Source organism: Streptomyces sp. NPDC006872 (genome assembly GCF_040635845.1).
In the GTDB taxonomy this organism is placed as follows: Bacteria; Actinomycetota; Actinomycetes; order Streptomycetales; family Streptomycetaceae; genus Streptomyces.
On the sequence record NZ_JBEYIL010000001.1, the window covers coordinates 262,093 to 284,224 of the forward strand.

General features: G+C 66.4%; 34 protein-coding genes. 28 read left to right on the forward strand and 6 right to left on the reverse strand.

Features of this window, described 5'->3' with window-relative positions; all coding sequences use genetic code 11:
• Positions 1 to 15 precede the first annotated feature (15 nt).
• From rpsL to tuf, 4 genes are all read left to right on the forward strand, one after another.
• Complete coding sequence (gene rpsL, locus ABZ725_RS01230; RefSeq protein WP_003948652.1) at positions 16 to 387, forward strand: 30S ribosomal protein S12; 372 nt, start codon at positions 16 to 18, stop codon at positions 385 to 387.
• Between the two features lie 3 nt (positions 388 to 390).
• Entirely contained in the window at positions 391 to 861 is a 471-nt protein-coding gene (rpsG, locus tag ABZ725_RS01235; RefSeq protein ID WP_030788318.1) for a 30S ribosomal protein S7, read from the forward strand.
• Between the two features lie 39 nt (positions 862 to 900).
• Positions 901 to 3,027, forward strand: a complete 2,127-nt coding sequence (gene fusA, locus ABZ725_RS01240; protein ID WP_351903817.1) for an elongation factor G — start codon at positions 901 to 903, stop codon at positions 3,025 to 3,027.
• Positions 3,028 to 3,191: 164 nt separating this feature from the next.
• Positions 3,192 to 4,385, forward strand: a complete 1,194-nt coding sequence (tuf, locus tag ABZ725_RS01245; protein ID WP_351903814.1) for an elongation factor Tu — start codon at positions 3,192 to 3,194, stop codon at positions 4,383 to 4,385.
• Positions 4,386 to 4,485: 100 nt separating this feature from the next.
• On the opposite strand, the gene ABZ725_RS01250 is transcribed toward tuf, so the two are convergent.
• The 6 genes from ABZ725_RS01250 to ABZ725_RS01275 form a co-directional block, all read right to left on the reverse strand.
• Complete coding sequence (locus tag ABZ725_RS01250; RefSeq protein ID WP_358800781.1) at positions 4,486 to 4,872, reverse strand: hypothetical protein; 387 nt, start codon at positions 4,870 to 4,872, stop codon at positions 4,486 to 4,488.
• Between the two features lie 76 nt (positions 4,873 to 4,948).
• The gene (locus ABZ725_RS01255) at positions 4,949 to 5,206 is read right to left on the reverse strand and encodes a hypothetical protein (protein WP_358800782.1); all 258 of its coding nucleotides are present in this window, start codon (positions 5,204 to 5,206) and stop codon (positions 4,949 to 4,951) included.
• Positions 5,203 to 5,550, reverse strand: a complete 348-nt coding sequence (locus ABZ725_RS01260; protein ID WP_358800783.1) for a hypothetical protein — start codon at positions 5,548 to 5,550, stop codon at positions 5,203 to 5,205. The genes ABZ725_RS01255 and ABZ725_RS01260 overlap by 4 nt, the downstream gene beginning before the upstream one ends.
• Positions 5,551 to 5,617: 67 nt before the next feature.
• A complete protein-coding gene (locus ABZ725_RS01265) occupies positions 5,618 to 6,439 on the reverse strand; it encodes a helix-turn-helix domain-containing protein (protein WP_358800784.1) in 822 nt (273 codons plus the stop codon).
• A gap of 363 nt (positions 6,440 to 6,802) precedes the next feature.
• Positions 6,803 to 8,122: a caspase family protein gene (locus ABZ725_RS01270; protein WP_358800785.1), complete on the reverse strand. Its 1,320-nt coding sequence runs from the start codon at positions 8,120 to 8,122 to the stop codon at positions 6,803 to 6,805.
• Complete coding sequence (locus tag ABZ725_RS01275; protein WP_358800786.1) at positions 8,119 to 8,496, reverse strand: hypothetical protein; 378 nt, start codon at positions 8,494 to 8,496, stop codon at positions 8,119 to 8,121. The genes ABZ725_RS01270 and ABZ725_RS01275 overlap by 4 nt, the downstream gene beginning before the upstream one ends.
• A gap of 612 nt (positions 8,497 to 9,108) precedes the next feature.
• Here ABZ725_RS01275 and rpsJ point away from each other — a divergent pair.
• The 24 genes from rpsJ (at position 9,109) to map (ending at position 22,061) form a co-directional block, all read left to right on the forward strand.
• On the forward strand, positions 9,109 to 9,417 hold the full coding sequence (gene rpsJ / locus ABZ725_RS01280) for a 30S ribosomal protein S10 (protein ID WP_003948644.1): 309 nt from the start codon (positions 9,109 to 9,111) through the stop codon (positions 9,415 to 9,417).
• Between the two features lie 18 nt (positions 9,418 to 9,435).
• A complete protein-coding gene (rplC, locus tag ABZ725_RS01285; protein ID WP_351903799.1) occupies positions 9,436 to 10,080 on the forward strand; it encodes a 50S ribosomal protein L3 in 645 nt (214 codons plus the stop codon).
• A 7-nt stretch (positions 10,081 to 10,087) separates the two neighbouring features.
• The gene (gene rplD, locus ABZ725_RS01290) at positions 10,088 to 10,744 is read left to right on the forward strand and encodes a 50S ribosomal protein L4 (protein WP_351903796.1); all 657 of its coding nucleotides are present in this window, start codon (positions 10,088 to 10,090) and stop codon (positions 10,742 to 10,744) included.
• Positions 10,744 to 11,163 carry a 50S ribosomal protein L23 gene (rplW, locus tag ABZ725_RS01295; RefSeq protein WP_358800787.1) on the forward strand — a complete coding sequence of 140 codons (420 nt, stop codon included), beginning with the start codon at positions 10,744 to 10,746 and terminating at the stop codon, positions 11,161 to 11,163. Before rplD ends, rplW begins: the two co-directional genes overlap by 1 nt.
• A gap of 40 nt (positions 11,164 to 11,203) precedes the next feature.
• Entirely contained in the window at positions 11,204 to 12,040 is an 837-nt protein-coding gene (rplB, locus tag ABZ725_RS01300) for a 50S ribosomal protein L2 (RefSeq protein WP_046263524.1), read from the forward strand.
• Positions 12,041 to 12,052: 12 nt separating this feature from the next.
• A complete protein-coding gene (gene rpsS, locus ABZ725_RS01305; protein WP_266401783.1) occupies positions 12,053 to 12,334 on the forward strand; it encodes a 30S ribosomal protein S19 in 282 nt (93 codons plus the stop codon).
• Positions 12,335 to 12,376: 42 nt separating this feature from the next.
• Positions 12,377 to 12,724 (forward strand): 50S ribosomal protein L22, encoded by a 348-nt coding sequence (rplV, locus tag ABZ725_RS01310; protein ID WP_054238783.1) that lies wholly within the window; start codon positions 12,377 to 12,379, stop codon positions 12,722 to 12,724.
• Positions 12,724 to 13,554 carry a 30S ribosomal protein S3 gene (gene rpsC, locus ABZ725_RS01315; protein WP_351903787.1) on the forward strand — a complete coding sequence of 277 codons (831 nt, stop codon included), beginning with the start codon at positions 12,724 to 12,726 and terminating at the stop codon, positions 13,552 to 13,554. Before rplV ends, rpsC begins: the two co-directional genes overlap by 1 nt.
• Positions 13,555 to 13,559: 5 nt before the next feature.
• Complete coding sequence (gene rplP / locus ABZ725_RS01320; RefSeq protein ID WP_004927269.1) at positions 13,560 to 13,979, forward strand: 50S ribosomal protein L16; 420 nt, start codon at positions 13,560 to 13,562, stop codon at positions 13,977 to 13,979.
• The gene (gene rpmC / locus ABZ725_RS01325) at positions 13,979 to 14,203 is read left to right on the forward strand and encodes a 50S ribosomal protein L29 (RefSeq protein ID WP_003998824.1); all 225 of its coding nucleotides are present in this window, start codon (positions 13,979 to 13,981) and stop codon (positions 14,201 to 14,203) included. The genes rplP and rpmC overlap by 1 nt, the downstream gene beginning before the upstream one ends.
• On the forward strand, positions 14,203 to 14,490 hold the full coding sequence (gene rpsQ / locus ABZ725_RS01330) for a 30S ribosomal protein S17 (protein ID WP_358800788.1): 288 nt from the start codon (positions 14,203 to 14,205) through the stop codon (positions 14,488 to 14,490). The genes rpmC and rpsQ overlap by 1 nt, the downstream gene beginning before the upstream one ends.
• Before the next feature lie 104 nt (positions 14,491 to 14,594).
• Positions 14,595 to 14,963: a 50S ribosomal protein L14 gene (gene rplN / locus ABZ725_RS01335; protein ID WP_003992364.1), complete on the forward strand. Its 369-nt coding sequence runs from the start codon at positions 14,595 to 14,597 to the stop codon at positions 14,961 to 14,963.
• A gap of 2 nt (positions 14,964 to 14,965) precedes the next feature.
• Positions 14,966 to 15,289, forward strand: a complete 324-nt coding sequence (rplX, locus tag ABZ725_RS01340) for a 50S ribosomal protein L24 (RefSeq protein ID WP_030039760.1) — start codon at positions 14,966 to 14,968, stop codon at positions 15,287 to 15,289.
• Positions 15,289 to 15,846 carry a 50S ribosomal protein L5 gene (rplE, locus tag ABZ725_RS01345; protein WP_307661676.1) on the forward strand — a complete coding sequence of 186 codons (558 nt, stop codon included), beginning with the start codon at positions 15,289 to 15,291 and terminating at the stop codon, positions 15,844 to 15,846. Before rplX ends, rplE begins: the two co-directional genes overlap by 1 nt.
• Positions 15,847 to 15,851: 5 nt before the next feature.
• A complete protein-coding gene (locus ABZ725_RS01350; protein ID WP_030890724.1) occupies positions 15,852 to 16,037 on the forward strand; it encodes a type Z 30S ribosomal protein S14 in 186 nt (61 codons plus the stop codon).
• Between the two features lie 215 nt (positions 16,038 to 16,252).
• Positions 16,253 to 16,651, forward strand: a complete 399-nt coding sequence (rpsH, locus tag ABZ725_RS01355) for a 30S ribosomal protein S8 (RefSeq protein ID WP_013001411.1) — start codon at positions 16,253 to 16,255, stop codon at positions 16,649 to 16,651.
• A 24-nt stretch (positions 16,652 to 16,675) separates the two neighbouring features.
• Positions 16,676 to 17,215 carry a 50S ribosomal protein L6 gene (rplF, locus tag ABZ725_RS01360; protein WP_358800789.1) on the forward strand — a complete coding sequence of 180 codons (540 nt, stop codon included), beginning with the start codon at positions 16,676 to 16,678 and terminating at the stop codon, positions 17,213 to 17,215.
• A 3-nt stretch (positions 17,216 to 17,218) separates the two neighbouring features.
• A complete protein-coding gene (gene rplR / locus ABZ725_RS01365; protein ID WP_351903777.1) occupies positions 17,219 to 17,602 on the forward strand; it encodes a 50S ribosomal protein L18 in 384 nt (127 codons plus the stop codon).
• Between the two features lie 38 nt (positions 17,603 to 17,640).
• Positions 17,641 to 18,246 carry a 30S ribosomal protein S5 gene (gene rpsE, locus ABZ725_RS01370; protein WP_046704422.1) on the forward strand — a complete coding sequence of 202 codons (606 nt, stop codon included), beginning with the start codon at positions 17,641 to 17,643 and terminating at the stop codon, positions 18,244 to 18,246.
• Positions 18,246 to 18,428: a 50S ribosomal protein L30 gene (gene rpmD, locus ABZ725_RS01375; RefSeq protein ID WP_030788246.1), complete on the forward strand. Its 183-nt coding sequence runs from the start codon at positions 18,246 to 18,248 to the stop codon at positions 18,426 to 18,428. The genes rpsE and rpmD overlap by 1 nt, the downstream gene beginning before the upstream one ends.
• Before the next feature lie 2 nt (positions 18,429 to 18,430).
• A complete protein-coding gene (rplO, locus tag ABZ725_RS01380; protein WP_079660409.1) occupies positions 18,431 to 18,886 on the forward strand; it encodes a 50S ribosomal protein L15 in 456 nt (151 codons plus the stop codon).
• A 258-nt stretch (positions 18,887 to 19,144) separates the two neighbouring features.
• Positions 19,145 to 20,458, forward strand: coding sequence for a preprotein translocase subunit SecY (secY, locus tag ABZ725_RS01385; protein ID WP_358800790.1), 1,314 nt, complete (start codon positions 19,145 to 19,147; stop codon positions 20,456 to 20,458).
• The gene (locus ABZ725_RS01390; RefSeq protein WP_351903770.1) at positions 20,458 to 21,120 is read left to right on the forward strand and encodes an adenylate kinase; all 663 of its coding nucleotides are present in this window, start codon (positions 20,458 to 20,460) and stop codon (positions 21,118 to 21,120) included. Before secY ends, ABZ725_RS01390 begins: the two co-directional genes overlap by 1 nt.
• A gap of 104 nt (positions 21,121 to 21,224) precedes the next feature.
• On the forward strand, positions 21,225 to 22,061 hold the full coding sequence (gene map / locus ABZ725_RS01395; protein ID WP_358800791.1) for a type I methionyl aminopeptidase: 837 nt from the start codon (positions 21,225 to 21,227) through the stop codon (positions 22,059 to 22,061).
• Positions 22,062 to 22,132 lie beyond the last annotated feature (71 nt).

The window sequence follows — 22,132 nt, forward strand, 5'->3', positions numbered from 1 at the left end:
GAAACCGGAGAAGTAGTGCCTACGATCCAGCAGCTGGTCCGTAAGGGCCGGCAGGACAAGGTCGAGAAGAACAAGACGCCCGCACTCGAGGGTTCCCCTCAGCGCCGCGGCGTCTGCACGCGTGTGTTCACGACCACCCCGAAGAAGCCGAACTCGGCCCTGCGTAAGGTCGCGCGTGTGCGTCTGACCAGCGGGATCGAGGTCACCGCTTACATTCCGGGTGAGGGACACAACCTGCAGGAGCACTCCATCGTGCTCGTGCGTGGTGGCCGTGTGAAGGACCTGCCGGGTGTTCGCTACAAGATCATCCGCGGCTCCCTCGACACCCAGGGTGTCAAGAACCGCAAGCAGGCCCGCAGCCGCTACGGCGCCAAGAAGGAGAAGTAAAAAATGCCTCGTAAGGGCCCTGCCCCGAAGCGCCCGGTCATCATCGACCCGGTCTACGGTTCTCCTCTTGTCACGTCGCTCATCAACAAGGTGCTGCTGAACGGCAAGCGCTCCACCGCCGAGCGCATCGTCTACGGCGCCATGGAGGGCCTGCGCGAGAAGACCGGCAACGACCCGGTCATCACGCTGAAGCGCGCTCTCGAGAACATCAAGCCGACCATCGAGGTCAAGTCCCGCCGTGTCGGTGGCGCGACCTACCAGGTTCCGGTCGAGGTCAAGCCGGGCCGCGCGAGCACCCTGGCGCTGCGCTGGCTCGTGGGCTACTCCCGCGCCCGTCGCGAGAAGACCATGACCGAGCGCCTGCTCAACGAGCTTCTCGACGCGTCCAACGGCCTCGGCGCCGCTGTGAAGAAGCGCGAGGACACCCACAAGATGGCCGAGTCCAACAAGGCCTTCGCGCACTACCGCTGGTAGTCGCTACCCACGACGAGACCGAGAGAAGACGAAAGCCTTATGGCTACCACTTCACTTGACCTGGCCAAGGTCCGCAACATCGGGATCATGGCTCACATCGACGCGGGCAAGACGACCACCACTGAGCGGATCCTGTTCTACACCGGCGTTTCCTACAAGATCGGTGAGGTCCACGACGGCGCCGCCACCATGGACTGGATGGAGCAGGAGCAGGAGCGTGGCATCACGATCACCTCTGCTGCCACCACCTGTCACTGGCCGCTCGCCGATGTCGACCACACCATCAACATCATCGACACCCCGGGTCACGTCGACTTCACCGTCGAGGTGGAGCGTTCCCTGCGTGTGCTCGACGGCGCTGTGACGGTGTTCGACGGCGTCGCGGGTGTGGAGCCCCAGTCCGAGACCGTGTGGCGTCAGGCGGACCGCTACGGCGTCCCGCGCATCTGCTTCGTCAACAAGCTCGACCGGACCGGTGCCGAGTTCCACCGCTGCGTCGACATGATCAGCAACCGCCTTGGCGCGCAGCCGATCGTCATGCAGCTCCCGATCGGTGCCGAGGCCGACTTCAAGGGCGTCGTCGACCTGGTCACGATGAAGGCCTTCGTGTGGTCCGCCGAGGCGGAGAAGGGCGAGATGTACGACGTCGTCGACATCCCGGCCACCCACACCGAGGCTGCCGAGGAGTACCGCGGCAAGCTCGTCGAGACCGTCGCCGAGAACGACGACGAGATCATGGAGCTGTACCTGGAGGGCCAGGAGCCTTCCGTGGAGCAGCTGTACGCCGCGATCCGTCGTATCACCATCGCGTCCGGCAAGTCCGCCGACACCACCGTCACCCCGGTGTTCTGCGGTACCGCGTTCAAGAACAAGGGCGTTCAGCCCCTGCTCGACGCGGTCGTGCGCTACCTCCCCTCGCCGCTCGACGTCGAGGCCATCGAGGGCCACGCCGTGAACGACGCGGAAGAGGTCGTCAAGCGCAAGCCGTCCGACGACGAGCCGCTGTCGGCGCTGGCGTTCAAGATCATGAGCGACCCGCACCTCGGCAAGCTCACCTTCGTCCGGGTCTACTCGGGCCGCCTGGAGTCCGGCACTGCCGTGCTGAACTCCGTCAAGGGCAAGAAGGAGCGCATCGGCAAGATCTACCGCATGCACGCGAACAAGCGTGAGGAGATCGCCTCGGTCGGCGCCGGCGACATCGTCGCCGTCATGGGTCTGAAGCAGACCACGACCGGCGAGACGCTGTGCGACGACAAGCAGCCCGTGATCCTGGAGTCCATGGACTTCCCGGCTCCGGTCATCCAGGTCGCCATCGAGCCCAAGTCGAAGGGCGACCAGGAGAAGCTGGGCATCGCGATCCAGCGCCTGGCCGAGGAGGACCCGTCGTTCCAGGTCCACTCGGACGAGGAGACCGGCCAGACCATCATCGGTGGCATGGGCGAGCTGCACCTCGAGGTGCTGGTCGACCGTATGCGCCGTGAGTTCCGGGTCGAGGCCAACGTCGGCAAGCCGCAGGTCGCGTACCGCGAGACCATCCGCAAGGCGGTCGACCGGGTCGACTACACGCACAAGAAGCAGACTGGTGGTACCGGCCAGTTCGCGAAGGTGCAGATCGCGATCGAGCCCATCGAGGGCGGCGACGCGTCGTACGAGTTCGTGAACAAGGTCACCGGTGGTCGTATCCCGAAGGAGTACATCCCTTCGGTCGACGCCGGTGCGCAGGAGGCCATGCAGTTCGGCATCCTCGCCGGTTACGAGATGACCGGCGTGCGCGTCATCCTGCTCGACGGTGGCTACCACGAGGTGGACTCCTCCGAGCTCGCCTTCAAGATCGCCGGTTCGCAGGCCTTCAAGGAGGCCGCGCGCAAGGCCAGCCCCGTGCTGCTCGAGCCGATGATGGCCGTCGAGGTCACCACGCCCGAGGACTACATGGGCGAGGTCATCGGCGACATCAACTCCCGCCGTGGTCAGATCCAGGCCATGGAGGAGCGGATGGGCGCCCGGATCGTCAAGGGCCTGGTGCCCCTGTCGGAGATGTTCGGGTACGTCGGCGACCTCCGCAGCAAGACCTCGGGTCGCGCAAGCTACTCGATGCAGTTCGACTCCTACGCCGAGGTTCCCCGGAACGTCGCCGAGGAGATCATCGCGAAGGCCAAGGGCGAGTAACGCACTCCGTTCACACGCTTTAGGCTTGACTCCGGAGCCTTAGGGGCATCCACCCAGGTTCGTCACCGTTCATGGGTGTGTGCCCCGGGCCCGGGCTTTGACAGCAAAGATCACCTGGCGCCGATGAAGTAAGGCGTACCAGAACCACTCCCAGGAGGACCCCAGTGGCGAAGGCGAAGTTCGAGCGGACTAAGCCGCACGTCAACATCGGCACCATCGGTCACATCGACCACGGTAAGACGACCCTCACGGCCGCCATTACCAAGGTGCTGCACGACAAGTACCCGGACCTGAACGAGGCCTCGGCCTTCGACCAGATCGACAAGGCTCCCGAAGAGCGCCAGCGCGGTATCACCATCTCCATCGCGCACGTCGAGTACCAGACGGAGACGCGTCACTACGCGCACGTCGACTGCCCGGGTCACGCGGACTACATCAAGAACATGATCACCGGTGCGGCCCAGATGGACGGCGCCATCCTCGTGGTCGCCGCCACCGACGGCCCGATGCCGCAGACCAAGGAGCACGTGCTCCTGGCCCGCCAGGTCGGCGTTCCGTACATCGTCGTCGCCCTGAACAAGGCCGACATGGTGGACGACGAGGAGATCCTGGAGCTCGTCGAGCTCGAGGTCCGTGAGCTCCTCTCCGAGTACGAGTTCCCGGGCGACGACCTGCCGGTCGTCAAGGTCTCCGCGCTCAAGGCGCTCGAGGGCGACCCGGAGTGGGCGAACACCGTCCTCGAGCTCATGGCCGCCGTCGACGAGTCGATCCCGCAGCCGGAGCGCGACGTCGACAAGGCGTTCCTCATGCCGATCGAGGACGTCTTCACGATCACCGGTCGCGGTACGGTCGTCACCGGCCGTATCGAGCGTGGTGTCCTGAAGGTCAACGAGACCGTCGACATCATCGGCATCAAGACCGAGAAGACCACCACCACGGTCACCGGCATCGAGATGTTCCGCAAGCTGCTCGACGAGGGCCAGGCGGGCGAGAACGTCGGCCTCCTCCTCCGTGGCATCAAGCGCGAGGACGTCGAGCGCGGCCAGGTCATCATCAAGCCGGGCTCGGTCACCCCGCACACCGAGTTCGAGGCGCAGGCCTACATCCTGTCCAAGGACGAGGGTGGCCGTCACACGCCGTTCTTCAACAACTACCGTCCGCAGTTCTACTTCCGTACGACGGACGTGACGGGCGTTGTGACCCTCCCCGAGGGCACCGAGATGGTCATGCCGGGTGACAACACCGAGATGTCGGTGCAGCTCATCCAGCCCATCGCGATGGAAGAGGGCCTGAAGTTCGCCATCCGTGAGGGTGGCCGCACGGTCGGCGCCGGCCAGGTCATCAAGATCACCAAGTAAGTCCGGTGATCGACCTGGTGGCTCCAGCCTGAGCTGAGCACCTGAGAGGGCCCGTACGACTCCGGTCGTACGGGCCCTTTCGCGTGCGCACGCAGCCCGCTCAGGCGTGTTCGGCCACTGCGGGCTGGGGCCCGACCGCCATGCACCCGAGGACCGTCACGCGCGCGATGAGGCCGCCTAGCAGGGCGGCGAGGAAGCCGTCGACGTGGATGCCGTAGGTCAGTTGGGAGCCGAGCCAGGAGGCGAGCAGCCAGAGCAGCGTGTCCTGGACGACTCCGACGCCGGCGAGGGCCAGGATCAAGCCCCGGGGCGAGGTCCTGATGGCGCTCGGATAGCTGTGGATCAGCTGGTTGACGATGAGGAACAGCGCCCCGCACGTGAACACCGCCCACGGCGGGTCGTCCCCGACCGTGGAGATCCCGGGCAGCAGGACGGTGCCGAGAGTCACGCCGAGGAAGGTGCCGAGGACACGTCTTCGCTTGTACATGGACGCGATGATCGCGCCGATCCGCCCCCAAGTGAAGCCTGAGGAAACGGACTTGGGCGGTCCGGCGCTGGGTGGTTCAGAACCCCAGATAGGTGATCTGTACGACGTAGACGCGTTCGCTGCGGACGACGATCTGGTAGCCGAACCAGCCGCCGGCGACGATGATTTCTCCGCCCTTCGGGTCGATCCCTTCATGGGCCCGACCGTGCATGTGGAGGGCTTCGGCCGCTCTGACGAGTTCGTCGGCCTTGCGTTCCACGGCGGTGAGGAAGTCTGCAGGGACAGTACGAGCGGCTTCTTCGGCGCCGAAGGCGTATTCCCACTTCCAGCTCACTCGCGCACTGCTTTCAGGGCCTCGTCGAGGACCGCGCTCAGCTCGCGGAGGGCTTCGCGCGCGATGTCCGGATCTTCATGTTCCAGGTTGCTCTTCGCCTGCGCGTAGCGGGTGGAGAGGTCCGGGCGGCGGGCGATCTCGATCTCCTTGGCCCAGATCAGGACCCAGCTCTGTACCGGGCTGAGCGATTGCCACTCGACCGCCTTGGCAAAGGCGTCGTCCTTCATGGCCTGCATCTCGTCCAGGCGGCCTGGGGCAACGACGGTGAGGGCTGCACGCAGGGCGTCAGGAGTCGGCTCGGGACGGGGGATCAGCTCGTGCCCGTGGTCGGCCTGAGTGCTCATGGTGTCCTCCTGACGGTGCCGCGGCCAGAGTAACCGGCCTGGGGGCAGAGAACGGGACAGAACGGTCTCAGTGGCAGGCACGGCAGAGTCCTGGGATCGGTGAGCGGAACGCTCGGTCGCAGCTGTCGCAGTTTCGGAGGGGGTGGCGGGTGTCCGGTGGGGTGGCCGGGGCCCGGTAGGGGGGTAGGGGTGGGAGCTGGGCTGTGAGGCGGTGGGCCAGGAGGGCGGCCGGGCGGCGTAGGGGGTCGTCCGGGAGGTCCGCGGTGAGGGCGTGGCGTACGGCTGTGGGGGTGGCCTCGCGTTCCAGCCAGGCGGCCACGCCGGGAGCGAGGTGTTCCGTGTCGGTGGCGGAGAGGAGCAGGCGGGGGTCGTGGCGGCGGAGGCCGGCGAGGAGGTCGGTGGCCGCCTGGAGGAGGGTGGGGGACCGGTAACCCGGCTGCGGCACGGCGGGGAGGGCCTTGCGGGGCTGTGCCGGGCGCTTCCTGGGCGCGTGGTCGGTTGCCGGGCGGCGGTCGTGGTGGCCGGGGCGGTTGCAGGAGATCGTGCGGGTGGTGATGCGGCCGTCGGGGCTGCGTCTGCGTTCGCGGCGCAGGTAGCCGTGGGTCTCCAGTTCGCGCAGGGCGGCGGCGATGCGGGTCGCGCCTTCGGGGAAGCGGGCGGCGAGGGTCTTGATGTCGACACGGACGCCCTTGGGCAGCGACTGGAGGTGCACGGCCAGGCCGATCGCCAGCAGCGACAGCTCCTGGTGCTGGGCGAGGTGGTTGCCGATCACCGTGAAGCGTTCGGTGTGGCGGGCGTTCTCGTGGGTGAGTCCAGCCGCGTAGGGGTGGTTTTTGCCCGGGATGCGGGACTCGGCGCATGGGGGCGCGCTAGGGTTTTCCGTGTCCATCAGGAAGTTTGTGCCTTCCTCGGTGGTCAGGCCCTCGCATCGGGATTGCCGTCCCGGCGGGGGCCGTCGCATGTCTGCGTGCTTGTCTGCGGCGGTGTTGCGCTGAGCGTAAGGCAGACAACCCGCCCCGAATCCACCTGAGTTGGCATATTCACCCGCGGGAGTGAGTTTGAGCCGCGGGCGGGAGGGGTGGGGCTTGGTGAGGTGATTTCACCTCGGAGGTCCTTGGGAAAGACCGCCCCCGGCACCGAAGCACGGGAAACCGGGTTCCGGTGTCGACGGCATACGAATCTCCGCCCAGACCGTCTTGCGCGGACGCCCTCCCTCGGCCGTAGGCAGTCGTCGGGTGAGTCGAGCCGCAGGTCACTGGACCCAGCGCTGGCCGGGGTGGCTGGTCAGCCGTTGGTGGAAGTCGCGGGTGAGGGGCAGCGGGGGTGCAGGGATTCCCGCGGCGTCGCACAGGTCGTGGACCTTCAGCGGGGAGCGGACGAACGCCTGCCGCAACAGGTCGGCTACCAGCTCGGGTTCCGTTCGTGCCGCATATCGCAGAAGGAGCACTCGGTTGCGGCGGAAGGTCGGAATGCCCGTGCCCCACAGTGTGCTCGCGGCGGTGTGGGGCGCTCGGCGGGCGAAGTCGGTGAAGGCGCGACCCAGGCGGTCCATGTCCGGGGCCGCACGGTAAAACTCCTGCATGAGCCGGGCGTATTCCTTCCCTGCAGTAGGTGTCATGACAGCGCCGGTGTCGCGGAGGGAACGCCAGTGGATCCCGGTCAGATTGGCGGCCAGTCCGCCGGTCTCGCGTTCGCGGGCCGCCCAGGCACTCAGCCGGTTCCGGGCCGGTTCCGGCGGAGTGACGGATTCCCACCACTTTCGGAGTGCGGCGGGGGCGTCGGCGTGGTGTGCGACGGCCTCGGGGTCCGGGACGAGCGGCCAGTCGATCGACGCCGGTCCCAAGGACCGCGCACGGTTGCGCACGATGCAGGCGTTCCCGGCCATGGCGCTGTTGGTCTGTTCCGGAACCGGCTTCGAACGAGCGGCAAGGCCACGGCGCAGCCGCTCGTACACGTGGTTCATGCTGAGCAGCGGCGGGGCGTCCTCGACGCCGTGCTCCAGAACCGAGATCAGTTCCCCGGTGAAGACCGGGTACGGTTCGTCCGGCGGCGCCAGGGCCTGTCGGGTCCCGGAGGTGGCGGTCAGGATGAAGACTCCGTCGATTGCCGTGCTGTCGCTGATCCGGCCGTCCACGGCCATCGCGTGCGCGCGTCCGCTCCAGCAGCAGTCCAGGATCACCACCTTGCATCGGGCCTTGGCCTTCAGCACGACCGAACGGATCTCGTCGTAGCGCAGGGCGTGGTCCAGGCGGTCCGGCGTGGTGTGCGGGAGCGCCAGGTGCAGTTCGCTGTTGCCGGTTAGCAGGCCGTGTCCCGCGAAGTACAGCAGCAGGGTGTCTTCGGCTGCTGCGGCGGCCGAGTGCAGGGCGTCGAACACCTCGGTACGCGAAGGCTGGCTCAGCGTGGCGCACCGGGCGGGCGGCAGCCCCCACACTTCCGGGTCGACGAGTAGCGACGCCAGCCGCCGCAGGCCCGGCTCGACCGTGGGCAGGTCGTCGGTCTCGGGATCCGTGTAGTGGTGCACGCCGATGAGGACGGCCCGGGAGCCGGCGGGGTCGGAGAGGGTGGTCATCGTTCACCGGAACGGGAGGGGGACTGGGCCGCTTGCAGGGCCGCGATCACGCGAGCGGCCGTCTCCTCGCCGCCGTCGGCGATGGTCACGACCGTGCCGTCGCCCTCGATCTCGATGCGCACGGGAGCGGCGTCCCGGCGGCTGGAGCGCCAGGCCATGACGGCCACCGTGAGCGACGCGGCGTCGAAGGCGCCGGACAGGACGATGTCGAGAACGTCGAGCGCCGTACCGCTCATCTTCCCCGGCCCCGACCCGCCCGGGGTGATGCGTGCCCCATGGGCACCCCGGGCCTCGGCGGTGAGCCACTCGCACAGCGACAGCAACTCCAGGGGGGCGCTCTCGCCGCCGTTCACCAATCCGACTGTCAGCTTCACGATCGTCCCCCTCATGACGCCACCGACTTCGGTAGCACGAACATTCCCCACCGGTGCCCGCCCGGAACAGCAGGCGTGCGCCTCCGGACCGTACGGTCACGACTTCGGTGGGCGAGGGTTTCGCTGAAATATGGGGACAGGGCGCCCGCGTATGCGATAGGGCCCTGGGCCCTCAACGGTCCGGGCGGGTCAGGGCGCGCGTTTGACCTACATCACTCCCGGGGTATTCTCTCCGGCTCGATTGGCGGAGGGTGTGCCCCATATGGCAGACTGTCCGAGTTGCTCGGTCGAGTGTTGATGCTGCGCGCCTCCCGCCGGGAGGACCGGAAGCGAGTCCCACAGTACTCGTCGCCCTAACTGCCTGATGGCAGCGCTGGGGCGGACGTACGGGAATCTTTCGGGAAGTGTCAGTGCAGCACCGACCAGGCACCCGGTGGACCTTTCGTCCCCGGCTTGCGGTTCCGGAAGGGCCGTGCTTTCCCAGCAGGGATGTTCGAACAAGGGGCATCTGTGTCGGTGACAGCGCGACACACCCGACCGCGTGGGTCGGAGAACGAGTAACGGGAACACCCGGTTCCAGAGCGTTAGAAGAGACAGGACTACTGAGTAGCCATGGCGGGACAGAAGATCCGCATCCGGCTCAAGGCCTACGACCACGAGGTCATCGACTCCTCGGCGAAGAAGATCGTCGAGACGGTGACCCGCACTGGTGCGTCGGTCGCGGGCCCGGTGCCGCTGCCCACTGAGAAGAACGTGTACTGCGTCATCAAGTCGCCGCACAAGTACAAGGACTCGCGCGAGCACTTCGAGATGCGCACGCACAAGCGCCTGATCGACATTCTCGACCCGACTCCCAAGACCGTTGACTCTCTGATGCGACTCGACCTCCCGGCCGGTGTCGACATCGAGATCAAGCTTTAGGGGCCGGTGATCTGAAGAATGGCTAAGCAGATCAAGGGCATCCTGGGCGAGAAGCTCGGCATGACGCAGGTGTGGGACGAGAACAACCGTGTTGTTCCGGTCACCGTCGTCAAGGCCAGCCCCAATGTCGTGACCCAGGTCCGCACGAACGACGTGGACGGCTACGAGTCGGTCCAGATCGCCTTCGGCGAGATCGACCCGCGCAAGGTGAACAAGCCCCTCAAGGGTCACTTCGCCAAGGCCGACGTCACGCCCCGTCGCCACCTCGTCGAGATCCGGACGGCCGATGCCGCCGAGTACACGCTCGGTCAGGAAATCACCGCCGAGGTCTTCGAGGCCGGCGTCAAGGTCGACGTGACCGGCAAGAGCAAGGGCAAGGGCTTCGCCGGTGTCATGAAGCGTCACAACTTCAAGGGCCTCGGCGCCGGACACGGCACCCAGCGCAAGCACCGCTCGCCCGGTTCCATCGGTGGCTGCGCCACCCCGGGCCGCGTGTTCAAGGGCCTCCGCATGGCGGGTCGCATGGGCAACGAGCGTGTCACCACCCAGAACCTGACCGTCCACGCCGTTGACGCGGAGAAGGGTCTGCTGCTCATCAAGGGCGCGGTTCCCGGTCCGAACGGCGGCCTCGTCCTGGTCCGCACCGCGGCCAAGGGGGCCTGAGGTACCGATGAGCACTGTTGACATCCTTTCGCCTGCAGGCGAGAAGACCGGAAGCGTCGAGCTCCCCGCGGAGATCTTCGGCGTGGAGAAGGTCAGCATCCCGCTGATCCACCAGGTCGTCGTCGCGCAGAACGCGGCTGCCCGTCAGGGCACGCACAAGACCAAGACCCGCGGCGAGGTTCGTGGTGGCGGTAAGAAGCCTTACCGTCAGAAGGGCACCGGCCGTGCGCGCCAGGGCTCTACCCGCGCGCCCCAGTTCGCCGGCGGTGGCGTCGTCCACGGCCCGCAGCCGCGTGACTACTCGCAGCGGACCCCGAAGAAGATGAAGGCTGCCGCTCTGCGTCACGCCCTCACCGACCGGGCCCGCCACAACCGCATTCACGTCGTCACCGGCGTGATCGAGGGCGAGACCCCCTCCACGAAGGCCGCTCGTTCGCTGTTCGGCAAGATCTCGGAGCGCAAGAACCTGCTCCTGGTCGTCGACCGCGCCGACGAGGCCGCGTGGCTGTCCGCCCGCAACCTGCCCCAGGTGCACATCCTGGAGCCGGGCCAGCTGAACACGTACGACGTGATCGTCTCGGACGACGTGGTCTTCACCCAGGCCGCTCTCGAGTCCTTCGTCGCCGGCCCGAAGGCCAACGACACCGAAGGGAGTGACGCCTGATGGCTACGCGTCACCCGAGCATCGCCCCCAAGGCCGCCAAGGCCGCCAAGGCCGCGCGCCTCGCCAAGGCGAAGCGCCACGAGGCCGAGGGCAAGAACACCGTCGTCACCGCGCCCAGCAAGGCGTACACGGACCCCCGTGACGTGCTGCTGAAGCCGGTCGTGTCGGAGAAGAGCTACGCGCTCCTCGACGAGAACAAGTACACGTTCATCGTCGACCCGAACGCCAACAAGACCCAGATCAAGCAGGCCGTCCAGGCGGTCTTCTCGGTCAAGGTCACCGGGGTCAACACGATCAACCGCCAGGGCAAGCGCAAGCGCACCAAGACCGGTTTCGGTCAGCGTGCCGGCACCAAGCGCGCGATCGTGACCCTTGCTGAGGGCGACCGTATCGACATCTTCGGCGGTCCGACCGCCTAAGGGCGGTCCGGATCGTCCGATATCGGACGAGGACTGAAAAATGGGAATCCGCAAGTACAAGCCGACTACGCCGGGCCGTCGTGGCTCCAGCGTCGCCGACTTCGTCGAGGTCACGCGGTCCACGCCGGAGAAGTCGCTGGTCCGCCCGCTGCACAGCAAGGGCGGCCGTAACAACGCCGGTCGTGTGACCGTTCGCCACCAGGGTGGCGGACACAAGCGCGCCTTCCGAGTGATCGACTTCCGTCGTCACGACAAGGACGGCGTGCCGGCGAAGGTCGCGCACATCGAGTACGACCCCAACCGCACCGCGCGTATCGCGCTGCTGCACTACGCGGACGGCGAGAAGCGCTACATCCTCGCCCCGCGCAACCTGCAGCAGGGCGACCGCGTCGAGAACGGTCCCGGGGCCGACATCAAGCCGGGCAACAACCTGGCGCTCCGCAACATCCCGGTCGGTACCACGATCCACGCGATCGAGCTCCGTCCCGGTGGCGGCGCCAAGTTCGCCCGCTCCGCCGGCACCTCCGTGCAGCTGCTCGCGAAGGAGGGCTCGATGGCCCACCTCCGCATGCCGTCCGGTGAGATCCGCCTGGTCGACCAGCGCTGCCGCGCCACGGTCGGCGAGGTCGGCAACGCCGAGCAGAGCAACATCAACTGGGGCAAGGCCGGCCGCAAGCGCTGGCTGGGCGTCCGCCCGACCGTTCGCGGTGTGGCGATGAACCCGGTTGACCACCCCCACGGTGGTGGTGAGGGCAAGACCTCCGGTGGTCGCCACCCGGTCAGCCCCTGGGGTCAGAAGGAGGGTCGTACTCGTTCGCCGAAGAAGGCTTCGAACAAGTACATCGTCCGCCGCCGCAAGACGAACAAGAAGCGCTAGGAGCGGGTTTAGATGCCGCGCAGTCTCAAGAAGGGGCCCTTCGTCGACGACCACCTCGTAAAGAAGGTGGACGCCCAGAACGAAGCCGGTTCCAAGAACGTCATCAAGACCTGGTCCCGTCGCTCGATGATCATCCCGGCCATGCTGGGCCACACGATCGCGGTGCACAACGGCAAGACCCACATTCCGGTGTTCGTCACCGAGTCGATGGTCGGCCACAAGCTCGGCGAGTTCTCGCCGACGCGCACCTTCCGGGGTCACGTCAAGGACGACCGGAAGTCGAAGCGCCGCTAAGCGCGGGGTGGAATGACCATGACAGACACTGGAAGGACAACCATGGAAGCCAGGGCCCAGGCGCGGTACATCCGCGTCACGCCCATGAAGGCCCGCCGCGTGGTGGACCTCATCCGTGGCATGGATGCCACGGAGGCTCAGGCGGTCCTGCGTTTCGCCCCGCAGGCCGCGAGCGTGCCGGTCGGCAAGGTGCTTGACAGCGCCATTGCCAACGCCGCGCACAACTACGACCACACTGACGCCGACAGCCTCTTCATCTCCGAGGCCTACGTCGACGAGGGTCCGACCCTGAAGCGGTTCCGTCCGCGTGCCCAGGGGCGCGCCTACCGGATCCGCAAGCGGACCAGCCACATCACCGTGGTCCTCAGCAGCAAGGAAGGATCCCGGTAATGGGCCAGAAGGTTAACCCGCATGGGTTCCGGCTCGGCATCACCACGGACTTCAAGTCCCGCTGGTACGCCGACAAGTCGTACAAGGAATACGTCGGAGAAGACGTCGCCATCCGTCGGATGATGACGTCCGGCATGGAGCGCGCCGGCATCTCGAAGGTGGAGATCGAGCGCACCCGTGACCGCGTGCGTGTGGACATCCACACCGCTCGCCCGGGCATCGTCATCGGCCGCCGCGGCGCCGAGGCCGACCGTATCCGCGGCGACCTGGAGAAGCTGACCAAGAAGCAGGTCCAGCTGAACATCCTCGAGGTCAAGAACCCCGAGGTCGACGCTCAGCTGGTGGCCCAGGCCGTCGCCGAGCAGCTCTCCTCCCGCGTCTCCTTCCGTCGCGCCATGCGTAAGAGCATGCAGTCGGCGATGAAGGCGGGCGCCAAGGGCATCAAGATCCAGTGCGGTGGCCGCCTCGGCGGCGCCGAGATGTCCCGCTCGGAGTTCTACCGCGAGGGCCGTGTGCCCCTGCACACGCTCCGCGCGAACGTGGACTACGGCTTCTTCGAGGCCAAGACGACCTTCGGCCGCATCGGCGTGAAGGTCTGGATCTACAAGGGCGATGTCAAGAACATCGCCGAGGTCCGCGCCGAGAACGCCGCTGCCCGCGCAGGCAACCGCCCGGCTCGTGGCGGCGCTGACCGCCCCGCCGGCCGTGGTGGCCGCGGTGGCGAGCGTGGCGGTCGCGGTCGTAAGCCGCAGACGGCTCCCGCTGCCGAGGCCCCCAAGGCCGAGGCTCCGGCTGCCGCTCCGGCTGAGAGCACCGGAACGGAGGCCTGACCGACATGCTGATCCCCCGTAGGGTCAAGCACCGCAAGCAGCACCACCCGAAGCGCCGTGGTCAGGCCAAGGGCGGTACGACGGTCGCGTTCGGCGAGTACGGCATTCAGGCCCTCACGCCGGCGTACGTGACCAACCGCCAGATCGAGGCGGCCCGTATCGCGATGACCCGCCACATCAAGCGTGGCGGCAAGGTCTGGATCAACATCTACCCGGACCGCCCGCTGACGAAGAAGCCTGCCGAGACCCGCATGGGTTCCGGTAAGGGTTCTCCGGAGTGGTGGATCGCGAACGTGCACCCGGGCCGGGTCATGTTCGAGCTGTCCTACCCCAACGAGAAGATCGCCCGTGAGGCCCTCACTCGCGCAGCCCACAAGCTGCCGATGAAGTGCCGGATCGTCAAGCGCGAGGCAGGTGAAGCGTGATGTCGGCCGGTACCAAGGCGTCCGAGCTGCGCGAACTGGGTGACGAGGAGCTTCTTGCGAAGCTCCGCGAAGCCAAGGAAGAGCTGTTCAACCTCCGCTTCCAGGCGGCGACGGGTCAGCTCGAGAACCACGGTCGGCTCAAGGCCGTCCGTAAGGACATCGCGCGGATCTACACCCTGATGCGTGAGCGCGAGCTGGGCATCGAGACGGTGGAGAGCGCCTGATGAGTGAGAACAACGTGACTGAAGCGACTGCAGAGGCCCGCGGCTTCCGCAAGACCCGTGAGGGTCTGGTCGTCAGCGACAAGATGGACAAGACCGTCGTCGTCGCCGTCGAGGACCGTGTGAAGCACGCGCTGTACGGCAAGGTCATCCGCCGTACGAACAAGCTCAAGGCGCACGACGAGCAGAACGCTGCGGGCGTCGGCGACCGTGTCCTCCTCGCGGAGACCCGGCCGCTGTCCGCGACGAAGCGCTGGCGCGTCGTCGAGATCCTCGAGAAGGCCAAGTAATTCCTGCGGCAAACCCCGCAGGTCAGTTCCGCCAGGCTCGGCAGGGGCTCCCCTCGTGAAGAGGCGGCCCCTGCCGGGAACCGGCAGACAAACAGGAGATAGACGTGATCCAGCAGGAGTCGCGACTGCGCGTCGCCGACAACACTGGTGCGAAGGAAATCCTTTGCATCCGTGTGCTCGGTGGCTCCGGTCGCCGCTACGCGGGCATCGGTGACGTCATCGTCGCCACCGTCAAGGACGCGATCCCCGGCGGCAACGTGAAGAAGGGTGACGTCATCAAGGCGGTCATCGTTCGCACCGTCAAGGAGCGCCGCCGTCCGGACGGCTCGTACATCCGCTTCGACGAGAACGCCGCTGTCATTCTGAAGAACGACGGCGACCCTCGTGGCACCCGCATCTTCGGCCCGGTCGGCCGGGAGCTGCGCGAGAAGAAGTTCATGAAGATCATCTCGCTGGCTCCGGAGGTGCTGTAAGCATGAAGATCAAGAAGGGCGACCTGGTCCAGGTCATCACGGGCAAGGACAAGGGCAAGCAGGGCAAGGTCATCGCGGCCTTCCCCCGCGAGGACCGCGTCCTGGTCGAGGGTGTCAACCGGGTCAAGAAGCACACGAAGGCCGGTCCGACCGCCAAGGGCTCCCAGGCCGGCGGCATCGTGACCACCGAGGCCCCGATCCACGTGTCCAACGTTCAGCTGGTCGTGGAGAAGGACGGCAACAAGGTCGTCACGCGCGTCGGTTACCGCTTCGACGACGAGGGCAACAAGATCCGCGTTGCCAAGCGGACGGGTGAGGACATCTGATGGCTACCACCACCACTCCGCGTCTGAAGACGAAGTACCGCGAGGAGATCGCGGGCAAGCTGCGTGAGGAGTTCTCGTACGAGAACGTCATGCAGATCCCCGGCCTCGTCAAGATCGTGGTCAACATGGGTGTGGGCGACGCCGCCCGCGACTCCAAGCTGATCGACGGCGCGATTCGCGACCTCACCACGATCACCGGTCAGAAGCCGGCCGTCACCAAGGCCCGCAAGTCCATCGCGCAGTTCAAGCTGCGTGAGGGTCAGCCGATCGGTGCCCACGTCACGCTTCGTGGCGACCGCATGTGGGAGTTCCTGGACCGCACCCTGTCGCTCGCGCTGCCGCGCATCCGCGACTTCCGTGGTCTGTCCCCCAAGCAGTTCGACGGCCGTGGCAACTACACCTTCGGTCTCACGGAGCAGGTCATGTTCCACGAGATCGACCAGGACAAGATCGACCGTGTCCGGGGTATGGACATCACCGTGGTCACCACGGCGACCAACGACGCTGAGGGCCGCGCGCTCCTTCGTCACCTCGGCTTCCCCTTCAAGGAGGCGTGAGCGAGATGGCGAAGAAGGCTCTGATCGCAAAGGCTGCTCGCAAGCCCAAGTTCGCTGTGCGGGCGTACAACCGCTGCCAGCGTTGCGGCCGTCCCCACTCCGTGTACCGCAAGTTCGGCCTCTGCCGTGTGTGCCTTCGTGAGATGGCTCACCGTGGAGAGCTGCCGGGCGTGACCAAGAGCTCCTGGTAAACCCCTACTTCAGGGGTCCCGGAGTCTCTCGGTAAGCAATGGGCGTGTCAGGCGCCCACCTCTCCATGGCTTAGGCTGGGAGGGTTGGGCGTCCTGACGGTCGCCCGTACGACTTACTACGCCGTAGGTCCACCGCGCCGCACCCGTCCCGTCTCGGATCGGGGAGAGGGATGGCGCACCAGGAAACCCCGGCGAGAGAGGCCACAGGCCAATTCATGACCATGACTGATCCGATCGCAGACATGCTTACGCGTCTGCGGAACGCGAACTCGGCGTACCACGACTCCGTGACGATGCCGGCATCGAAGATCAAGTCTCACATCGCGGAGATCCTCCAGCAGGAGGGCTTCATCACGGGCTGGAAGGTCGAGGACGCCGAGGTCGGCAAGAACCTCGTTCTCGAGCTGAAGTTCGGCCCGAACCGTGAGCGCTCCATCGCGGGCATCAAGCGGATCTCCAAGCCCGGTCTCCGGGTTTACGCGAAGTCCACCTCCCTGCCCAAGGTGCTGGGCGGCCTCGGCGTGGCGATCATCTCCACGTCGCACGGTCTCCTCACCGACAAGCAGGCCGGCAAGAAGGGCGTAGGCGGAGAAGTTCTCGCCTACGTCTGGTAACGGAAGGGAACGGAGGAAACAGCTATGTCGCGCATTGGCAAGCTCCCCATCACGGTTCCCGCCGGTGTGGACGTCACCATCGACGGCCAGACGGTTGCGGTCAAGGGCCCCAAGGGCTCGCTGACCCACACCGTCGTTTCGCCGATCGAGATCGCCAAGGGTGAGGACGGCGTTCTGAACGTCACCCGCCCCAACGACGAGCGTCAGAGCAAGGCCCTGCACGGCCTGTCCCGCACGCTGGTGGCGAACATGATCACCGGCGTGACCCAGGGTTACGTGAAGAAGCTCGAGATCAGTGGTGTCGGTTACCGCGTGACCGCGAAGGGTTCGAACCTCGAGTTCGCGCTCGGTTACAGCCACCCGATCCTGGTCGAGGCCCCCGAGGGAATCTCCTTCAAGGTCGAGAACCCCACGCGGTTCTCGGTCGAGGGCATCGACAAGCAGAAGGTCGGCGAGGTTGCGGCCAACATCCGCAAGCTGCGCAAGCCCGACCCGTACAAGGCCAAGGGTGTCAAGTACGAGGGCGAAGTCATCCGCCGCAAGGTCGGAAAGGCGGGTAAGTAAGCCATGGCATACGGACAGAAGATCCTGAAGGGCGACGCCTACAAGCGCGCCGCGATCAAGCGCCGTCACATCCGGATCCGCAAGCGGATCAACGGTACGGCGGAGCGTCCTCGTCTGGTCGTTACCCGCTCGAACCGCCACATCGTGGCCCAGGTGATCGACGACATCAAGGGTCACACCCTGGCGTCGGCGTCCACCCTGGACACGTCGGTCCGCGGTGGCGAGGGCGACAAGTCCTCGCAGGCCAAGCAGGTCGGCGCGCTTGTCGCCGAGCGTGCCAAGGCCGCCGGTGTCGAGACCGTCGTGTTCGACCGTGGTGGTAACCAGTACGCCGGGCGCATCGCCGCTCTGGCGGACGCCGCCCGCGAGGCCGGGCTCAAGTTCTGAGCCTCCGTAGCTAGCGGAAACAGAGAGAGGTAATTCCAATGGCTGGACCCCAGCGCCGCGGTGGCGGTGCCGGTGGCGGCGAGCGGCGGGACCGGAAGGGCCGTGACGGCGGCGCTGCTGCCGCCGAGAAGACCGCGTACGTTGAGCGCGTCGTCGCGATCAACCGTGTCGCCAAGGTTGTGAAGGGTGGTCGTCGCTTCAGCTTCACCGCGCTGGTCGTGGTGGGCGATGGTGACGGCACCGTGGGTGTCGGTTACGGCAAGGCCAAGGAGGTGCCGGCCGCGATCGCCAAGGGTGTTGAAGAGGCCAAGAAGCACTTCTTCAAGGTCCCCCGTATCCAGGGCACCATCCCGCACCCGATCACGGGCGAGAAGGCCGCGGGCGTCGTCCTGCTCAAGCCTGCTTCCCCCGGTACCGGCGTTATCGCCGGTGGCCCGGTGCGTGCTGTGCTCGAGTGCGCCGGCGTTCACGACATCCTGTCGAAGTCGCTCGGCTCGTCCAACGCGATCAACATCGTGCACGCGACCGTGGAGGCCCTGAAGGGTCTGCAGCGTCCCGAGGAGATCGCGGCCCGCCGCGGTCTGCCCCTCGAGGACGTCGCTCCCGCGGCTCTGCTTCGTGCGCGTGCCGGGGCTGGTGCGTAATGGCTCAGCTCAAGATCACGCAGACGAAGTCGTACATCGGCAGCAAGCAGAACCACCGTGACACCCTTCGTTCGCTCGGGCTCAAGCGCCTGAACGACGTGGTCGTCAAGGAGGATCGTCCCGAGTTCCGCGGCATGGTGCACACCGTCCGCCACCTCGTGACGGTCGAGGAGGTCGACTGATCATGGCGGAGAACAACCCGCTCAAGATCCACAACCTCCGTCCCGCCCCGGGCGCCAAGACCGCCAAGACCCGTGTGGGTCGTGGTGAGGCGTCGAAGGGTAAGACGGCCGGTCGTGGTACCAAGGGCACGAAGGCCCGTTACCAGGTTCCGGAGCGCTTCGAGGGTGGGCAGATGCCCCTCCACATGCGTCTTCCGAAGCTCAAGGGCTTCAAGAACCCGTTCAAGACCGAGTTCCAGGTCGTGAACCTCGACAAGCTGGCCGCGCTGTACCCGGAGGGTGGCGAGGTGACCGTCGAGGGTCTCGTCGCCAAGGGTGCCGTTCGCAAGAACAGCCTCGTCAAGGTTCTCGGCCAGGGCGAGATCTCCGTGGCGCTGCAGGTTTCGGTTGACGCCGTTTCCGGCTCCGCCAAGGAGAAGATCACCGCCGCCGGCGGTACCGTCACCGAGCTCATCTGACATCTCAGGTGACTCGATGACTTGAGCGATCCCGACCGGGGATACCCCACAAATGGGGTATCCCCGGTTGGTCGTTCCTAGGGCGGCTATGTCGCGGGTAAGGTGACCTGCACTGCCCACTTTTCACAAGGTTCTCTCAAGAGGGCACCTTGAGCGGCAGTCGACCGTTACTCATGTCGTTGCTCTTAGTCGTTGTTCTTATTGGACCCTCAAGACCGTCACCCTTGACGCAGATGCGCGGGGGTCGCAGGAGGCACCGTGCTCACCGCGTTCGCCCGGGCGTTCAAGACGCCCGACCTGCGCAAGAAGCTCCTCATCACGCTCGGGATCATCGTGATCTACCGGGTCGGCACGCACATTCCGATCCCCGGTGTCGACTACACGTCCGTTCAGCGGTGTGTGGACGAGGCGTCCGGCAACCAGGGCCTCTTCGGTCTGGTGAACATGTTCAGCGGCGGTGCGCTGCTGCAGATCACCATCTTCGCGCTGGGCATCATGCCGTACATCACGGCGAGCATCATCCTTCAGCTGCTCACCGTGGTCATCCCGCGTCTGGAAGCCCTGAAGAAGGAGGGCTCGGCCGGCACGGCGAAGATCACGCAGTACACGCGTTACCTCACCGTGGCGCTCGCCATCCTGCAGGGCACCGGCCTCGTGGCCACCGCCCGCAGCGGCGCCCTGTTCTCCGGTTGCACGGTCGCGTCGAGCATCGTCCCGGACCGCGCGATCTTCACCACCATCACCATGGTCATCTGCATGACCGCCGGTACCGCCATGGTCATGTGGCTCGGTGAGATCATCACCGACCGCGGCATCGGCAACGGCATGTCGATCCTCATGTTCATCTCGATCGCCGCGACCTTCCCCTCGGCCCTGTGGGCCATCAAGAAGCAGGGCACGCTGGCGGACGGCTGGATCGAGTTCGGCACGGTCATCCTGGTCGGTCTGGTCATGGTCGGCCTGGTGGTCTTCGTCGAGCAGGCCCAGCGCCGGATCCCCGTGCAGTACGCGAAGCGCATGATCGGCCGCCGGTCCTACGGCGGTACCTCTACGTACATCCCGCTCAAGGTGAACCAGGCCGGTGTGATCCCGGTCATCTTCGCCTCGTCGCTGCTCTACATCCCGGCTCTCGTCGCCCAGTTCTCCGGCGGTCAGTCCAGCTGGAAGACCTGGATCGAGACCAACCTGACCAAGGGTGACCACCCGATCTACATCAGCATGTACTTCTTGCTGATCGTTTTCTTCGCGTTCTTCTATGTGGCGATCTCCTTCAACCCCGAGGAAGTCGCCGACAACATGAAGAAGTATGGTGGCTTCATCCCGGGCATCCGGGCTGGCCGACCGACCGCTGAGTACCTGTCGTACGTACTCAACCGGATCACCTGGCCGGGTTCGCTGTATCTGGGTCTGATCGCTCTTGTACCGACGATGGCGTTGGTTGGCTTCGGGGCAAGCCAGAACTTCCCGTTCGGTGGTACCAGCATCCTGATCATCGTGGGTGTCGGCCTCGAGACGGTGAAGCAGATCGAGAGCCAGCTCCAGCAGCGCAATTACGAAGGGTTCCTCCGCTGATGCGTATCGTCCTCGTCGGGCCGCCGGGCGCCGGAAAGGGAACGCAGGCCACACGTCTGGCCGAGAAGCTGCGCGTTCCGCACATCTCCACGGGCGACCTGTTCCGCGCCAACATCAGCCAGCAGACGGAACTCGGGAAACTCGCGAAGTCCTACATGGACGCCGGCAACCTCGTCCCCGACGAGGTCACCATCGCCATGGCCAAGGACCGTATGGAGCAGCCGGACGCCGAGCGCGGCTTCCTGCTGGACGGTTTCCCGCGCAATGTCTCGCAGGCCGAGGCGCTGGACGAGCTCCTCACCACCGAGGGCATCAAGCTGGACGCGGTACTGGACCTGGAGGCCCCGGAGGAGGAGGTCGTCAAGCGGATCGCCGGCCGGCGTATCTGCCGCAACGACTCCGCGCACGTCTTCCACGTGACGTACAAGAAGCCGGCGCAGGACGACGTCTGTGACGTCTGCGGCGGCGAGCTGTACCAGCGGGACGACGACACCGAGGAAACGGTCCGCACGCGGCTCGAGGTCTACCACACGCAGACCGAGCCGATCATCGACTACTACAAGGCGCAGGGCCTGGTCGTGACCATCGAGGCCATGGGCCCGGTGGACGAGGTCACCGGCCGTGCGCTGGCGGCGCTGAAGCGCGAGGGCGACGACCAGTAGTCGTCGTCCAGGTACGGCCGTGGAGTCCTCCGGACACCACGGCCGTACTGTTGTGTACATACGTAACCGACCGACCCCTGAGTGACGGAGAGCGCAGGCCCCCCATGGTGCAGATCAAGAGCCCCGAGCAGATCGCCAAGATGCGTGCGGCGGGGTTGGTCGTCGCCGCCATCCACGCGGCCACGCGCGAAGTGGCGGTGCCGGGGGCGACGACGAAGGACCTGGACGAGGTCGCCCGCAAGGTCCTCGCGGAGCACGGCGCGAAGTCGAACTTCCTCGGGTACGGCGGCTTCCCGGCCACGATCTGCACGTCCGTGAACGATGTGGTCGTCCACGGCATCCCGTCCGACGAGGTCGTCCTCAAGGACGGCGACATCATCTCCATCGACTGCGGCGCGATCGTGGACGGCTGGCACGGCGACGCGGCGTACACGGCGTTCGTGGGCTCGGGTCACGCTCCGGAGCTGGTCGAGCTCTCCCGGGTGACCGAGGAGTCCATGTGGGCCGGTATCGCCGCCATGAAGCAGGGCAGCCGGCTGGTGGACGTCTCCCGGGCCATCGAGACGTACATCCGCCGCCAGCCGAAGCCCGGCGGCGGTCGCTACGGCATCATCGAGGACTACGGCGGCCACGGCATCGGCACCGAGATGCACATGGACCCCCACCTCCTGAACTACGTCGACCGCAAGCGGGGCAAGGGCCCGAAGCTGATCCCGGGCTTCTGCCTGGCGATCGAGCCGATGGTGTCCCTCGGCACCCCGCGGACCGAGGTCCTCGAGGACGACTGGACGGTCATCACCACGGACGGCACATGGTCCTCCCACTGGGAGCACTCGGTAGCTCTCACGGAGGCAGGCCCGCTGGTGCTGACGTCCCCGGACGGGGGCAAGGCGAAGCTGGCGGAGCACGGGGTCGTGGCGGCGCCGGATCCGCTGGGCTGACGAAGACCTGCGCCCGTGCCGCCGGTCGGAGGCCGGCGCAGCCGCTTGAAGCTTGTGAGGCGTCCCGGCGC

Excerpts from the sequence above, each read along its gene's own strand:
- rpsG (WP_030788318.1), top strand. The coding sequence starts at position 391 with ATGCCTCGTAAGGGCCCTGCCCCGAAGCGCCCGGTCATCATCGACCCG.
- fusA (WP_351903817.1), top strand. The coding sequence starts at position 901 with ATGGCTACCACTTCACTTGACCTGGCCAAGGTCCGCAACATCGGGATC.
- ABZ725_RS01250 (WP_358800781.1), bottom strand. The coding sequence starts at position 4,872 with ATGTACAAGCGAAGACGTGTCCTCGGCACCTTCCTCGGCGTGACTCTC.
- ABZ725_RS01260 (WP_358800783.1), bottom strand. The coding sequence starts at position 5,550 with ATGAGCACTCAGGCCGACCACGGGCACGAGCTGATCCCCCGTCCCGAG.
- ABZ725_RS01265 (WP_358800784.1), bottom strand. The coding sequence starts at position 6,439 with ATGGACACGGAAAACCCTAGCGCGCCCCCATGCGCCGAGTCCCGCATC.
- ABZ725_RS01270 (WP_358800785.1), bottom strand. The coding sequence starts at position 8,122 with ATGACCACCCTCTCCGACCCCGCCGGCTCCCGGGCCGTCCTCATCGGC.
- rpsJ (WP_003948644.1), top strand. The coding sequence starts at position 9,109 with ATGGCGGGACAGAAGATCCGCATCCGGCTCAAGGCCTACGACCACGAG.
- rplC (WP_351903799.1), top strand. The coding sequence starts at position 9,436 with ATGGCTAAGCAGATCAAGGGCATCCTGGGCGAGAAGCTCGGCATGACG.
- rplD (WP_351903796.1), top strand. The coding sequence starts at position 10,088 with ATGAGCACTGTTGACATCCTTTCGCCTGCAGGCGAGAAGACCGGAAGC.
- rplW (WP_358800787.1), top strand. The coding sequence starts at position 10,744 with ATGGCTACGCGTCACCCGAGCATCGCCCCCAAGGCCGCCAAGGCCGCC.
- rplB (WP_046263524.1), top strand. The coding sequence starts at position 11,204 with ATGGGAATCCGCAAGTACAAGCCGACTACGCCGGGCCGTCGTGGCTCC.
- rpsS (WP_266401783.1), top strand. The coding sequence starts at position 12,053 with ATGCCGCGCAGTCTCAAGAAGGGGCCCTTCGTCGACGACCACCTCGTA.
- rplV (WP_054238783.1), top strand. The coding sequence starts at position 12,377 with ATGGAAGCCAGGGCCCAGGCGCGGTACATCCGCGTCACGCCCATGAAG.
- rpsC (WP_351903787.1), top strand. The coding sequence starts at position 12,724 with ATGGGCCAGAAGGTTAACCCGCATGGGTTCCGGCTCGGCATCACCACG.
- rplP (WP_004927269.1), top strand. The coding sequence starts at position 13,560 with ATGCTGATCCCCCGTAGGGTCAAGCACCGCAAGCAGCACCACCCGAAG.
- rpmC (WP_003998824.1), top strand. The coding sequence starts at position 13,979 with ATGTCGGCCGGTACCAAGGCGTCCGAGCTGCGCGAACTGGGTGACGAG.
- rpsQ (WP_358800788.1), top strand. The coding sequence starts at position 14,203 with ATGAGTGAGAACAACGTGACTGAAGCGACTGCAGAGGCCCGCGGCTTC.
- rplX (WP_030039760.1), top strand. The coding sequence starts at position 14,966 with ATGAAGATCAAGAAGGGCGACCTGGTCCAGGTCATCACGGGCAAGGAC.
- rplE (WP_307661676.1), top strand. The coding sequence starts at position 15,289 with ATGGCTACCACCACCACTCCGCGTCTGAAGACGAAGTACCGCGAGGAG.
- ABZ725_RS01350 (WP_030890724.1), top strand. The coding sequence starts at position 15,852 with ATGGCGAAGAAGGCTCTGATCGCAAAGGCTGCTCGCAAGCCCAAGTTC.
- rpsH (WP_013001411.1), top strand. The coding sequence starts at position 16,253 with ATGACCATGACTGATCCGATCGCAGACATGCTTACGCGTCTGCGGAAC.
- rplF (WP_358800789.1), top strand. The coding sequence starts at position 16,676 with ATGTCGCGCATTGGCAAGCTCCCCATCACGGTTCCCGCCGGTGTGGAC.
- rplR (WP_351903777.1), top strand. The coding sequence starts at position 17,219 with ATGGCATACGGACAGAAGATCCTGAAGGGCGACGCCTACAAGCGCGCC.
- rpsE (WP_046704422.1), top strand. The coding sequence starts at position 17,641 with ATGGCTGGACCCCAGCGCCGCGGTGGCGGTGCCGGTGGCGGCGAGCGG.
- rpmD (WP_030788246.1), top strand. The coding sequence starts at position 18,246 with ATGGCTCAGCTCAAGATCACGCAGACGAAGTCGTACATCGGCAGCAAG.
- rplO (WP_079660409.1), top strand. The coding sequence starts at position 18,431 with ATGGCGGAGAACAACCCGCTCAAGATCCACAACCTCCGTCCCGCCCCG.
- ABZ725_RS01390 (WP_351903770.1), top strand. The coding sequence starts at position 20,458 with ATGCGTATCGTCCTCGTCGGGCCGCCGGGCGCCGGAAAGGGAACGCAG.
- map (WP_358800791.1), top strand. The coding sequence starts at position 21,225 with ATGGTGCAGATCAAGAGCCCCGAGCAGATCGCCAAGATGCGTGCGGCG.